The organism is Bradyrhizobium denitrificans (assembly GCF_013179005.1).
Lineage (GTDB): Bacteria > Pseudomonadota > Alphaproteobacteria > Rhizobiales > Xanthobacteraceae > Bradyrhizobium > Bradyrhizobium denitrificans.
On record NZ_JABFDP010000027.1, the window covers coordinates 87,669 to 101,578 of the forward strand.

Genomic DNA, 13,910 nt, shown 5'->3' on the forward strand with positions numbered 1-13,910 from the left:
GCGGTCAGCGCTGGCAGTAGGCGCGGACCTGTTCGGGATCCTGGCGCAGATTGTCGAGCCATGTCGGATCGAGCTTCGGCACCGACGACAGCAGAAGCTGCGTATAGGGATGCTCCGGCCGCGCCATGGCCTCGGGCGAGATCTGCTCGATCTTGCGGCCGCGATACATCACGACGATGTCGTCGCAGATCGCCTCGACCACCGACAGGTCGTGGCTGATGAAGACATAAGCGAGATCGAGCTCGCGCTGCAGCTCTTTCAGCAGATCGATGATCGCGGCGGCGACGACGGTGTCGAGCGCCGAGGTGATCTCGTCGCAGACGATCAGCTTCGGATCAGCCGCCAGCGCGCGGGCGAAGTTGACCCGCTGCTTCTGGCCGCCCGAGAGCTCGGCCGGACGCCGCAGCCGCAAGCTCCGCGGCAGCTTCACCATATCGAGCAGCTGGTCGATCCGCGCGCTGCGCGGCTTGCGCGCCATGCCGTGATAGAAGGTCAGCGGGCGGCCGAGAATGTCCTCGACGGTCTGCGCCGGATTGAGCGCCGTATCGGCATGCTGGAACACGATCTGCAATTGGCGCAGCTGGTCCGCGCTGCGGCCACGCGCGCTGCGTCCGAGTTCGCGGCCGTCGAACACGACGCCGCCGGCGAAAGGCGGCAGGATGCCGGCGATGGCACGGGCGAGCGTCGACTTGCCGCAGCCGGATTCGCCGATGATGCCGAGATTGCGCCCGCGCGCGACGCGCAGGCTGACGTTCTCGACCGCCACGATCGCAGGCTGGCCGTCCGAGCGCAGCGGACCATAGCCGACCGACACCTCATGAACCTCGAGCAGCGCCTCGGCCGCGGTGGGACCGCTCACTGCAGGCCGCGGCGCGTGGTGCGGCGTCACGGCGGCGAGCAGTTGCTGCGTATAGGGGTGCTGCGCGCGCGCGAGAATATCGCGGGTCGCTCCGGATTCCTGCACCTCGCCGTTCCGCAGCACGACGATACGGTCGGCGATCTGGGCGACAACCGCGAGATCATGCGAGACATAGATGCCGGCGATGCGGTGCGCCGAAATCACCGATTTGAAAGCTCTGAGTACCTCGACCTGCGTCGTCACATCGAGCGCCGTGGTCGGCTCGTCGAAGATCAGCAGTTTGGGATTCGCGATCAAAGCCATGGCCGCCGCCAGCCGCTGCAGCTGGCCGCCGGACACCTGATGCGGATAGCGATCGCCGATCATCTCGGGATTGGGCAGCGACAGCGCGCGGAACAGCGCCACCGCCTTGGCGCGCGCCTCCTCCAGCGGCATCACGCCGTGGATGCGCACGACCTCGATGACCTGGTCCATGATCCGGATCGCCGGATTGAACGCCGCGGCCGCGCTCTGCGGCACATACGCGATCTTCGCGCCCCGTACCGCGGCCCGGTCCTTTTCGGACAGCGCCACCATGTCGACGCCGTCGACCGCGACCGTGCCGCCGACGATCCTGCAGCCCGCGCGCGCATAGCCCATCAGGGTCATGGCAATGGTCGTCTTGCCGGAGCCACTCTCGCCGATCAGCGCGACGATCTCGCCCTCGGCGATGTCGAGATCGACGCCCTTGATGATCGCGATGGTGCGGCCGGAATCGGTGGTCGCCTCGACGCGAAGCTCGCGGATCTCAACGAGGCTCGTCATCTAGGAGTTCTCCCGGTCGCGGATCTTGGTCGGCAGATTGTCGATCAGGAGGTTGACCGCGATGGTCAGGCTGGCAATCGCCAGCGACGGGACAATCACGGCCGGCGCGGCATAGGGCAAACCGCCGATGTTCTCGCGCACCAGCGCGCCCCAATCGGCGTAGGGCGGCTTGACGCCGAGGCCGAGGAAGGACAGCCCCGACAGCAGCAGCACGATGAAGACGAAGCGCAAGCCGAGATCGACCAGCACGGGACCGATGATGTTGGGCAGGATCTCCGCACGGATCAGATAGAACAGGCTCTCGCCGCGGATGCGGGCCACCACGACGAAATCCATGGTGTTGATATTGACGGCGAGCGCGCGGGCGAAGCGGAAGGCCCCGGGGATGTAGATCACCGCCATCGTCACGATGAGAACGGGAATCGACGATCCCACCGCAGCGACAACGACGAGGCTGAACAGCTTGCTCGGGATCGAGTTCAGCGCATCGAGAAACCGGCTCAGCACCATATCGACGACGCCGCCGGTGATCGCCGCAATCATGCCGAGCATGACCCCCGACACGCCGGCGATGATGACGGAGGCAATCGAAATGCCGAGCGTATATCTGGCGCCCATCAGGATGCGCGAGGTCATGTCACGGCCGAGATAGTCGGAGCCGAGCCAGAGTTCGCGGCTGATCGGGCCGAAATAGTCGGTGTCGACGATGTCGCCGATCGGATGCGGAACGATCGCGGGCGCGGCGAGCGCCACCACGATCCAGAATCCCACGACCAGCGCCCCCGCCACGCCGACCGCATTGATGCGGTAGCCAAATCGCTGATGGCGCGGAGCGGATTTCGCGACGCTGGTCATCGCAGCCTCGGATTGGAGAGGATGGCGATGATGTCGGCCGTGGTCGTCAGGAACAGATAGCCGAAGCAGAAGATGATGGCGCAGCTCTGGATCAGCGGCAGATCGCGGGTCGACACCGCGTCGACCATCAGCTTGGCGATGCCAGGATAGTTGAAGACGGTCTCGACGATGATGACGCCACCAAGGAGATAGGACAATGACAGCGCCACCGCATTCACGATCGGACCGAGCGCATTGGGGAGCGCGTGGTGAAAGACGAGCCGGCCGCGCGAGGCGCCCTTCAGCAGCGCCATCTCGACATAGGGCGTGTTCAGCGTCTCGACCACGGCCGCCCGGCTCATCCGGATCATCTGCGCCGAGATCACGACGGTGAGCGTGACGACCGGCATCGCGTAAGCGCGCGCGAAATCATAGACGGTGCGGATCTCGCTGGTGAAGGACACCGCCGGCAGCCAGTTGAGATAGACCGCAAACAGCAGCACTGCGAGCGTCGCGATCATGAACTCCGGAACAGAAACCACGCCGATGATCGCGATGGTGAGGCAGCGGTCATACAGCGTGTTGCGCAGCATCGCCGCGGTGATGCCGAGCGTCAGCGCCAGCGGCACCGAGATGACCGCTGTGAGGCCGGCGAGCTTGAGGGTGTTGACGAGCCGTCCTGATATCAGCTTGGCGACCGGCATGTTGTTGGCATAGGAGACGCCGAGGTCACCATGCACCACGCCGGCGAGCCAGCGCAGGAAGCGGAAGATCGCGGGATCGTCGAGGTGCATCGCCTTGCGCAGGCCTTCGACGGCCTCCGGGGTCGCGGCCTGGCCGAGCAGGATGGTCGCGGTGTCGCCCGGCAGCATCGCGGTGGCGAAGAACACGGCGAATGAAACAATGATCGCGGTGACCAGCGCGATGGCCAGCCGGGCAAGGACGAGGGAGACGATCCGATGTTTCACACTGGGCGTCCGTGAGCCTGATCAGAGGATGTTGGTCAGTTGGACACCGGCCTCAACCCCGGCGGCCAGCGTCTCTGACATTCACGAATCGAGCCAGACATATTCAGCAAAGGCATATCCCATCATGCCGCCGAGCGGGCTCGGCTCCAAGCCCTTCAGCTTGGACGAGGTGGCATCAATATTGGAGATATAGGCCGGAATGATGGTGCCCGCCTCCTCCGCGATCTTGACCTGCATCTCGGCATACATCTGCTTGCGCTTGGCCTGGTCAAGCATCCCGCGCGCCTCGAGCATCATCTTGTCGAACGTCTCGGACTTGTAGCGGCTCTCGTTCCAAGGCGCCTCGGAGGCGTAGAGCAGCGAAAACAGGATGTCAGGCGTCGGCCGCGGATTGATGTTGCCGAAATGGACCGGGGCCTTCAGCCAGTAATTGTCCCAATAGCCGTCCGACGGAACGCGCTGCACGTCGAGCGTCAGTCCGACCGCCGCGGCCGAGGCCTGGATCACCATCGCCATCTCGATCGCGGAGTTCGCAGCTTCCGATGCGACCACCGGGATCGGCGTACCGAGCACGCCGGCCTTCTGGAACAGGAATTTCGCCTTGTCCGGATCGAACGGCTTCGGCTTGAGGTCGGGATTGTGGAAGAAGTTGGCCGGCGAGACCGGCTGGTCGTTGCCGACGACCCCGAAGCCGCGCAGGACCGATTTGACGATCTGCTCGCGGTTGACGATGTGCTTCATGCCATCGATGAAATCTTTCTTGTTGCCCGGGGCCATATCGAGCCGCATGTTGAGATCGGTGTAGTTGCCGGTCGTCGATTTCGACAGCGCGATCCCCTCCTTGCCCTCGATCAGGCGGAGCGAGCGCGGATTGATGCTGGCCGCGAGCTGAATATCGCCGGAGAGCAGCGCGTTGACGCGCGCATTCTCTTCCGTGATCGCGATGAACTCGATCTGGTCGAGATAGGGACCGTCCTTGAAATAGTTCTTGTTGCGCACGCCAATCGAGCGCACGCCGGGTTCGAAGAGCTCGCGGACGAAGGCGCCGGTACCGTTCGCCTTGGAGAAGTCGGTGGTGCCGTCGGCCACGATCATGAAGTGATGCAGCGCGAGGATCATCGGCAGGTCAGCGTTCGGACTCGCCAAGCTGATCTCGACGGTGGTCTTGTCGACCGCCTTGAAGCCGGTCATCTGCGCCGCGATCTTGGCCACCTTGGAGCCGGTCGCCTTGTCGAGGTGCCGCTTCAGCGAGAACACGACGTCGTCAGCCGTCAACGGCTTGCCGTCGTGGAAGGTGACGCCCTTCTTGAGCTTGACCGTCCAGGTCTGCGCATCCGTCGACTCCACGGCTTCAGCGAGCTCCATCTGCGCCGCGCCGTTCTTGTCGAGTGTCGTCAGCCGGTTGTAGAACGAGCAGCAGCGGACATAGTCGGTCGAGAACGACGCCTTGGCCGGATCGAGCGTGTCGGCGGTCGAGGTCGACCAGCCCGCCGCCTTGATCGCCCCGCCCTTCTTCGCCGTCGCCGCGTCAGCGCGCTCGGCGCGGCCGAGGATGGTGCTGCCTGCAGCGAGCGCGACACCGTTGGCGAACATCATCTTCAGGAGATCCCGGCGCGACGCGCCGCGCCGGATCGCCGCCTCGACCAGCACATCGTCACGCGAAGTCCAGTTGGTGATCCCGTTGCTCATGTCATCCGTCCCCTGTTTGCGATCCGGCAGAATGAAATCGTCAGCAGTTCGTCATGTCGCAGGCACGTGGTCCACCGCGTCGGCCAGTTCGGCCATCGAATGGAAATGAAAATCCGGCTTCGTGAAGGACGCGGGCGCGATGGTGCCGCCATAGCCCTGCTTGTCGTGACGCCGCTCGATCCAGCAATTGGTGATGCCGAGCTGCCGGGAGATGCCGATGTCGTGATACTGGCTCTGCGCGACATGCAGGATCTGCGAGGTGGTGCCGCCGTCGCGTGCGACGAAGTCGAATACCTGGGTGAAGAAGGCGGGATCCGGCTTCTCCGTCCCGGTGTCGTCGACCGTAAAGGTCGCGTAGAACGGCGAACCCAGCTCGCGCTCGAAATGATCCAGCGCCCAACGCCGCGCATTGGTCATTGCGATGAGCTTGTAGCGACTGGCGAGGCGGGCCATGGCCGCGGCGCTGTCGGGAAACGCCTTCCAGCGCGCGGCCGAATCGCGGAAGCGCTCGCCGAGCGTGGTCTGTCTGGGCAGACCGAGTTGCGGTGCAATGACGTCATAGACGCGCACGAGATCATCCGGGAAACGATCCGCGTCGGCGGCGTAGCGTGCAGCGCGGTACAGGCTGAGCGCCTGCTCACCATCGATGACCTTGCTGGATTCCGCCGCGATGTCGCCGAGGCTGGTGACGATCCCGCCTTCGAAGTCGATCAGCGTGCCGACCACATCGAAGGTCAGATACCTGAATTGGGCGAGGTCCATCGTGCTCATCCTGGTGTGCGGTGTTCTTTGTGGCGGTCCCAGTGTGAGGCTGGGTTCCGGCGAAAACTTCCGAATTGCGGGGACCCCACGGCACAAAATTGCGAATAGGAGCGGGCGCCGACATATCGGCGCTGCTGCACAGGCCGCGGTCTGCCGGTGCCCGGTTTCATGGCATGGCTTGGCGGACGTCCGGGTCGGCCAGGGTCTGGTCGAGCGTTCGCGCGGTCCGCGCGATGATGGCATCGATATCGGACTCGCTGCAGCACAGCGGCGGCGCGTAGCCGAGCACCCCGGTCGGAAACGCGCGAATGACGAGCCCATTGGCCCAGGCGCGATCGAAGATTCGGCGCGACGGCTCGGCGCTGGCCGGCAAGGGCGTCTTCTTCTCCTTGTCGACCACAAGTTCGATCGCGGCCAGGAGGCCGCGGCCGCGGACCTCGCCGACCAGCGGATGATCCTGCATCGCGCGCAGGCCCGCCATCAGCCGCGCACCGGCACGCCGGCCATTCTCCAACAGGCCGCTCTCATACAGATCGAGCACGGCAAGGCCGACGGCCGCACTCACCGGATGGGCCGAATAGGTATAGCCGTGCCCCACGGCCGCCGCCCCTGCCCCATCGGCGATCACGCCATAGACATGATCGGACATCAGCACCGCGCCCATCGGGACGTAGCCGGAGGTCAGGCCCTTGGCCACGGTCATGAGGTCCGGGACGACCTCGTCATCGGTGCAGGCGAACAAGGGTCCGGTACGGCCGAAGCCGGTGATCACCTCGTCGGCGACGAACAGGATGCCGTGCTGCCGGCAGCGCGCGCGCATCGCCTTCATCCAGCCGTCGGGCGGCACCAGCACGCCGCCGGAGCCCTGGATCGGCTCAGCATAGAACGCCGCCACCCGCTCAGGCCCGCCGAGTTCGGCGATCTTGGCGTCGAGCGCGGCGAGCGAAGCCGCAATGATCGCATCGGCATTGCTGCCGACCGGATTGCGATACGCGTAGTGCGAGGGAATCTTGTGCTGCCAATTGAGCGGCACGCCGAAATTGGCGTGGAATGCGGGCAGCGCCGTCAGTCCCGCGCCGACCGTCGAGGAGCCGTGATAGCCCTGCTGCAGGGTGATGAACTGGTCGCGCTGCGGCTGGCCCTTCACGTGCCAGTAATTGTGGATGAAGCGCACCGTGCTGTCGACGGCATCCGAGCCGCCGAGCGTGAAGTAGACGTGGTTGAGATCGCCGGGCGCACGCTCGGCCAGCGCCGCCGCGAGGCGGATGGCAGGCTCCGAGGCGAGGCTGAAATAGCCGGTGGCGTAAGGCAGCTCGCGCATCTGCTTGGCGGCCGCCTCGACGATGCTCTCGTGACCATAGCCGGCATTGACGCACCACAGGCCAGCGAAGCCGTCGACCAGCTGATGGCCGGAGGCATCGGTGACGACGGCGCCCTTGGCCGATGTCAGGACGCGCGCGCCGGAGGCCTCGTGGCAGCGATAGGACGCAACCGGATGCACCAGATGGGCGCGGTCGAGTTCGATGAGCGAGTTGCTGAGCATGACGATCTCCGGTTCAGCCGAACGCCTGGCTGGCCAATGCAAAGGATGTCGGAGGCTGGGGCGTGCTGTCGTTCGCGGCAGGACGGTGCATGACGATGCCGCCGCCGACATGCGCGAGGCCAAGGCTCATCAGCCATGGCGCGAGGCCGGTCTCGATCCCGGTGTCGACACGAATGAATTCGTTCTCCCGTCCGGCGAGAAAATGCCCGACCAGCGCCTTGGCATCATCGAGATCGAAGGCGACGACCGGGCCGATCACGAGGCCGCGACCAAAGCGACGCAGCGCTGCGAAGCCGGCCGCCTGCGCCTGTCGTTCAAGCACCGCGAATTCGCCGACCGATGCGAGATGGGCGACCAGATCGCTGCGCTCTGCGCCAAAAGCCGCGGCGTCGATGGCGGTGATGGCGGTGATATCGTCTGCCGTGGCCGCCCGCACGGCATCGGACCGCGTGACAGCCTGCGTGAGCTGTCCCTGATGCTGCACGATCTCGGTGGTTCTGGCGAAGCCGAGCTTCTCATACAGCGGCAGGCCATCCGCGGTCGCGACGAGCTGCAGCCGCCGGTCGCCCGCGAGCGTCAGCACCTCCCGCATCAGCTGCCGGCCGAGCCCCTGCCCGCGCTCGGCCTCGTCGACGATCACCATGTTGATGGTGCCGGCCTCGCTGCCATAGGGCGTCATCAGCGCGGTGCCGATCACGCGCGCGTCAGCCGCGACGGCCACGCGACCTTTGCTCAGCGCAAGCGCCATCTGCCAATCCTCGCGACGATGCGGCCAGCCGGCCTGCCGCGACAGCCGCGTCGCAGCGTCCAGGTGATCCGGGCTGAAAGCGACGAAGCTCACGGCGTCGGACATCATGTCATGCTCCCATTTCCACAGGAGTCTGGGCGAGCGAGACCCGGCAGATCGGCTGAAGGCGATGACGACCACAACATCTTCCGCCGCAGAACCGGGGCAAAGCCGCATCTTATGCTGGCGCGCCGGCCTATCATTGGACGCCGAGACGATGACTGGCATGAGGATCCATGAGCAGCTTCCGCCCCAAATATGTGACCTTCGACTGCTACGGCACGCTCACCAATTTCGAGATGGCCGAGGCCGCGCGCGATCTCTACGGTGCAATCCTCTCCGAGCCTGCGATGACCGAGTTCATCCGCGTCTTCGCTGCGTATCGGCTCGACGAGATCCTGGGCGCCTGGAAGCCTTATGCCGAGGTCGTCAGCAACGCGCTGGCGCGCAGCTGCCGCAAGATCGGCATCCCCTACAAGCCCCAGGACGGCGAGACGGTCTATCAGCGCGTCCCGACCTGGGGACCGCATCCCGACGTGCCGGTGGGCCTCGCCAAGGTGGCCAAGCACATCCCGCTGGTCATTCTCTCCAATGCCATGACGGCGCAGATTCCCTCCAACGTCGTCAAGCTCGGCGCGCCGTTCCATGCCGTCTTCACCGCCGAGCAGGCGCAGGCCTACAAGCCGCGGATGCGGGCCTTCGAATACATGTTCGACATGCTCGGCTGCGGCCCCGAGGACATCACGCATTGCTCGTCCTCGTTCCGCTACGACCTGATGACGGCGCACGATCTCGGCATCAAGAGCAAGGTCTGGGTCAACCGCGGTCACGAGCCGGCCAATCCCTATTACGGCTACACCGAAATCAAGGACATTTCCGGCCTGCCCGGCGTATTCGGTCTCTAAGCAGAGTGCTGCAATGAAATATGTCTCCTACTGGCGCGACACTGCGGCCGCGTTTGCCGGCGGCCACACCGGGCCCGTGGAGGGGCACTACGACGTCGCCATCATCGGCGGCGGCTTCACCGGACTCGGCGCGGCGCTGCAACTCGCCAAGGCCGGCGCCAAGGTCATCGTGCTCGAAGCCGACCAGGTCGGCTCGGGCGCATCGGGGCGCAATGGCGGCCATCTCAACAATGGGCTGGCACACAGCTTCCTCGCCGCGAAAGCCGAACTTGGCGCCGAGCGCGCCATCGCGCTCTACAAGGCGTTCGACGACTCGATCGATACGCTGGAGCGCCTGATCGCGGAGGAGAACATCGCCTGCGATTTCCGCCGCTGCGGCAAGCTCAAGCTCGCCTCGAAGCCCGGACATTTCGAAGGGATCGCGAGGAACTTCGAAGCCATCAACCGCGAGGTCGATCCGGAGACGAAGCTGCTCTCGGCCACCGATCTGAAAGCCGAGATCGGCTCACCATTCCATGGCGGCATGCTCTTCAAGAAGAGCGCGATGATGCATATGGGCCGCTTCGCAGCCGGCCTCGCCACGGCGGCCAACCGCCGCGGCGCCATCATCGTCGAACAGGCCGCGGTGACCGAGCAGGTACAGGAGGCCAAAGGGTATCGCCTGACCACGGCCAAGGGAACGCTGCGCGCCGAGCAGGTGCTGCTGGCCACCGGCGCCTACACGCCGTCGGCCTTCGGCTATTTCCGCCGCCGCATCATTGCCGTCGGCAGTTTCATCATCGCGACCCGGCCGCTGACGGCGGCCGAGGCGGCGTCGGTGCTCCCGGGCAACCGCACCTATGTCAACTCGATGAACATCGGCAACTACTTCCGCCTGTCGCCGGACAATCGCCTGATCTTCGGCGGCCGCGCGCGCTTCTCCGCGACATCCGACCAGCGGTCGGACGCCAAGAGCGGCACCATCCTGCGGGCCGCGATGGAACGGATGTTCCCGCAGCTTGCAGGCATCGACATCGAATATTGTTGGGGCGGCCTCGTCGACATGACCGCCGATCGCTATCCGCGCGCTGGCCGCGAGGGCGGGCTGTGGTACGCGATGGGCTATTCGGGCCATGGCGCGCAGCTCTCGACCCATCTCGGCACCATCATGGCCGATGCGATGCTCGGCCGGCCCGACAAGAACCCGATGAAACATGCGCCCTGGCCGGTCGTGCCCGGTCATTTCGGCAAGCCATGGTTCCTGCCGTTCGTCGGCGCCTACTACAAGACCCTGGACTGGATCCGCTGAGCCGTGGCGGCGCGCCGGTCCTCAGTAGCCGCGGCTGCGGTCGACGAGACCGACCGGATCGAGCCCGGCGCGATGCCGCTTGATGTTCTCGGCCACGGCGCGCGCGGCCGATTCCGGCTGCGTGACGCTGGCGACATGCGGCGTAATCAAGACCCGCGGATGCCGCCACAGCGGATGATCCGCCGGCAGCGGCTCCGGCTCGGTCACGTCGAGCACGGCGCCCGACAAATGTCCGCTGTCCAGCGCAGCGAGCAGCGCCGTCTGGTCGAGCTGCGCGCCGCGCCCCGTCTGCACCAGCGCAGCGCCGCGCGGCAACTTGGCAAAGAGCTCTGCGTTCATCAGGCCACGCGTCTCGTCCGTCAGCGGCAGCAGACAGATCAGGATGTCGGTCGTCGCCAGCAGCCGCTCGAGACCATCGGCGCCATGATGCGTGGTGACACCGTCGATCGCGTGCGGGCTGCGGCTCCAGCCCGACAACGGAAAGCCGAACGGCTTGAGCCGCTCCAGCACGGCCTGGCCCAGCAGGCCCAGGCCCAGCACGCCGACGCGACGTTCCTGCGCCTGCGGCTGCGTGACCGCGCGCCAAAGCTGCTGTCGCTGCTGGTCGTGATAGACCGGCCAGTTCCGATGCAGCGCCAGCACGGCCAGCGTGACGTATTCCTGCATCATCCTGATGATGCCGTCCTCCACCATGCGGACGATCTTCACCTGCGCGGGAATCGAAGCGGCGCTGAACTGATCGATGCCTGCGCCGATCGAGAACAGGATCTCAAGATTGCGATAAAGATCGAGGTCTGGCGGCACCAGCCAGGTGATCATGTAGCGGACGTCATCGGGAGCGACGTTGGCCGGGTCAAGTACGAACGGGAGATCCGGAAGCTCGCGCGCCAGCACCTCGCGAAACACCGCGCCGCGACGGGCATCCGAGTTGAACAGGAAGGTCATCACTGTCGTTCCCAGGCAGGCCGGCCAGATCGCTGTGATCCGCCTTCCGCCCGCATCCGCCATGCTAACGGCGCCAGGCACGTATTCCATGCCGAATACGAGCAAGGATCGAGTGGAATGTTGCGCCGATCTGTCCGAAAAATACTGAACCAGACGTTCGGCGCCGGCATCAATGGTACTGGCGCGACCGACAGGGAAGATGAGAATGGATGATCCCGGCGTCGAGTCTCGGGCGGTCGATGTCTTCGAGATGCGCCTCGCCGACATCGACACCGTTGACGTTGCGCAGTTGTTGGCGCTCTCGATCTCGGTCCGCTGGCCGCATCGCGCCGCGGATTGGCAGTTCATGCTCGACCAGGGACACGGCTTCGTGGCGCTCGACGAGATCGGCCGCGTTTGCGGATCGGCGATGTGGTTTCCCTACACCGAGGCGTTTGCAGCCGTCGGCATGGTGATTACCTCACCACGACTTCAGGCGCTCGGCACCGGCAACTGGCTGATGACGCGGGTGATCGCCGCGTGCGGCGAACGTGCCCTGCGGCTCAACGCGACACATGCGGCCGACCGCCTGTACAGGTCTCTCGACTTCAAGCCAGAGACGACGTTGTACCAGTGTCAGGGACGGGCAAACGGCGCGGCCGCCGCCGCGGTGAACAGCGATGGCGTCCGACCGCTGAGCGAGATCGAGCTGTCCGCGGTCATCGCGGCCGACGCGCGCGCCTATGGCGCGCCGAGAACCAAGCTGATCACTGCGCTGTTTCAGCAATCGACCGGCTACGGGCTGCTTCGATCCGGACGGCTCGCCGCCTTCGCCCTGTGCCGACGGTTTGGACGCGGCCACGTCATCGGCCCGGTCGTCGCCGCGTCCGACAGGGATGCGATTGCGGTGGTCGCGCCCCACATTGCGGCCCATGCGCGGCAGTTCCTGCGGATCGATACTCACAGCGAGGGCAACGTATTCCGCGCCTTCATCGCCGCCGCAGGCCTCGCACTGCATGACACGGTGACGACGATGTCGTTGCGGACCGACGCCAACGACACCGGGTTGCGCGCCGCTGGTGCGCCGAGCAGCTATGCCGTGATCAGCCAGGCGTTTGGCTAGAAGGCCTGCGCGCGAATCTTGTCCGGAAGCCACAGCTTGCGCCAAGATGCGCGCCGAACGCTCAGCTTCAATTGTCCTCGGCGGCCGCAAGACGCGTGACTGGAACGAGATCACAAGGTGCGAGCTGGGCCCGCAAAGCGCACACGCTCCCCGGCCCGGAGCGTTCGACGCTGACGCGTTCGAACCTGAATTGGAAACTCACGATTGAATTTCTGATCGGATTCCAGATTCGCAGCGCGATGCCGCCTAACGGACAGGACTCGTCGAGTTTTCGGTAGCGGATGGGCGCGCTCCGACCCGAACCATAGCCGCGCAACGCCTGGCCGACGCTGCGACATCGTCGTTGCATAAAATTTGCATGAGACACGGTATGGATCAAGAATGAACCTCATCAGCCTCGACATTCGCATGCTCCGGTCGCTGATCTCCGTCGTCGAGACCGGCAGCATCACTGAAACCGCGCGGCGGCTGGGACGCACCCAGCCGGCGATCACCTTGCAGCTCCAGCGTCTCGAGGAGCTCACGGGCAAGCAGCTGTTCGTCCATGGCGGGCGACGGCTGGCGCTGACCGAGGACGGCGGCATCGTGCTGACCTACGCCCGTTCCATCCTGCGGCTGCATGACGAGCTGATCTCGCAGCTGGCATCGCAGGAGATCGAGGGCCAAGTCGTGCTCGGCACGCCCGACCTCTACGCGGCCTTCATCCTCCCGTCGATCCTCAGCGTCTTCCGCAAATCCTTTCCGCGCATCCAGGTCGAGCTGAACTGCGCGCTGTCGACGCCGCTGGTGGAGCTGGTGAAGCGCAGCGAGGTCGATATCGCACTGGTCACGCGCATGAATGATTTCACCGGCGGCCAGGTCGTAAGGCGGGAGCAGCTGGTGTGGATGACCGGGGAACAGTCGGCGGCCCATCAAGAGCGGCCGATCCCGCTGGCGCTGCTTCCCCAGGGCAACATCTATCGCGACCACGCGATCGCGGCGCTGGAGGCCGCAAATTTGCGTTGGCGCATCGCCTGTCAGAGCGAGAGCGTCGGCGGCCTGCAGGCCGCGGCGTTCGCCGGAATGGCGGTGACCGTGCTCGGCCGCAGCGCGCTGGTCGCGGGCATGCGCGAGCTCGGCCCCGCCGACGGACTTCCCGCGCTGCCGCAGGTCGAGCTGCTGCTGTACAAGTCGAGCGGCGCCACCTCGAAGGCGGCCACCGCGCTGCACGATTACCTCGCGCATTATCTGCGCCTCGGCGATCAGCTCGGCGAGACCGGGGTCCCTATCGATATGGGCTGAGCGCATGCGGGTCGCCGGCACATCTTCGCACCACGCCCGCGCAACACGGCATGAGTTCGCAGGGTGGGCAAAGCAGCCGCCGCCGCATGCCCATCGTCGCGCAGCGATCTCATCAGCAGGACGGTGGGCTCAATCAGCGTTTC

At 65.5% G+C, this 13,910-nt stretch carries 12 protein-coding genes; 4 read left to right on the plus strand and 8 right to left on the minus strand.

What is annotated here, in order from left to right:
* Nucleotides 1-4: 4 nt before the first annotated feature.
* The 7 genes from HL671_RS28065 to HL671_RS28095 form a co-directional block, all read right to left on the minus strand.
* Complete coding sequence (locus tag HL671_RS28065; RefSeq protein WP_172240741.1) at nt 5-1,663, minus strand: ABC transporter ATP-binding protein; 1,659 nt, start codon at nt 1,661-1,663, stop codon at nt 5-7.
* Nucleotides 1,664-2,518, minus strand: a complete 855-nt coding sequence (locus tag HL671_RS28070) for an ABC transporter permease (RefSeq protein WP_012042148.1) — start codon at nt 2,516-2,518, stop codon at nt 1,664-1,666. It lies immediately after the preceding gene.
* Nucleotides 2,515-3,465, minus strand: coding sequence for an ABC transporter permease (locus HL671_RS28075; RefSeq protein ID WP_012042147.1), 951 nt, complete (start codon nt 3,463-3,465; stop codon nt 2,515-2,517). Before HL671_RS28075 ends, HL671_RS28070 begins: the two co-directional genes overlap by 4 nt.
* 81 nt (nt 3,466-3,546) lie before the next feature.
* Nucleotides 3,547-5,154, minus strand: a complete 1,608-nt coding sequence (locus HL671_RS28080; protein WP_172240744.1) for an ABC transporter substrate-binding protein — start codon at nt 5,152-5,154, stop codon at nt 3,547-3,549.
* A 51-nt stretch (nt 5,155-5,205) separates the two neighbouring features.
* Nucleotides 5,206-5,925, minus strand: a complete 720-nt coding sequence (locus tag HL671_RS28085) for an HAD-IA family hydrolase (RefSeq protein WP_172240746.1) — start codon at nt 5,923-5,925, stop codon at nt 5,206-5,208.
* Between the two features lie 157 nt (nt 5,926-6,082).
* A complete protein-coding gene (locus HL671_RS28090) occupies nt 6,083-7,459 on the minus strand; it encodes an aspartate aminotransferase family protein (RefSeq protein WP_172240749.1) in 1,377 nt (458 codons plus the stop codon).
* A 13-nt stretch (nt 7,460-7,472) separates the two neighbouring features.
* Nucleotides 7,473-8,315, minus strand: coding sequence for a GNAT family N-acetyltransferase (locus HL671_RS28095; protein WP_172240752.1), 843 nt, complete (start codon nt 8,313-8,315; stop codon nt 7,473-7,475).
* A 167-nt stretch (nt 8,316-8,482) separates the two neighbouring features.
* On the opposite strand from HL671_RS28095, the gene HL671_RS28100 reads away from it, so the two are divergent.
* Complete coding sequence (locus HL671_RS28100; protein ID WP_172240755.1) at nt 8,483-9,151, plus strand: haloacid dehalogenase type II; 669 nt, start codon at nt 8,483-8,485, stop codon at nt 9,149-9,151.
* A 13-nt stretch (nt 9,152-9,164) separates the two neighbouring features.
* Nucleotides 9,165-10,439, plus strand: coding sequence for an NAD(P)/FAD-dependent oxidoreductase (locus tag HL671_RS28105; protein ID WP_172240758.1), 1,275 nt, complete (start codon nt 9,165-9,167; stop codon nt 10,437-10,439).
* A 21-nt stretch (nt 10,440-10,460) separates the two neighbouring features.
* On the opposite strand, the gene HL671_RS28110 is transcribed toward HL671_RS28105, so the two are convergent.
* A complete protein-coding gene (locus HL671_RS28110) occupies nt 10,461-11,384 on the minus strand; it encodes a 2-hydroxyacid dehydrogenase (protein ID WP_012042140.1) in 924 nt (307 codons plus the stop codon).
* 205 nt (nt 11,385-11,589) lie between these two features.
* Here HL671_RS28110 and HL671_RS28115 point away from each other — a divergent pair, with 205 nt between their 5' ends.
* On the plus strand, nt 11,590-12,486 hold the full coding sequence (locus HL671_RS28115; RefSeq protein WP_172240761.1) for a GNAT family N-acetyltransferase: 897 nt from the start codon (nt 11,590-11,592) through the stop codon (nt 12,484-12,486).
* A 381-nt stretch (nt 12,487-12,867) separates the two neighbouring features.
* On the plus strand, nt 12,868-13,767 hold the full coding sequence (locus HL671_RS28120; RefSeq protein ID WP_041750502.1) for a LysR substrate-binding domain-containing protein: 900 nt from the start codon (nt 12,868-12,870) through the stop codon (nt 13,765-13,767).
* The last annotated feature ends 143 nt before the right edge of the window (nt 13,768-13,910 follow it).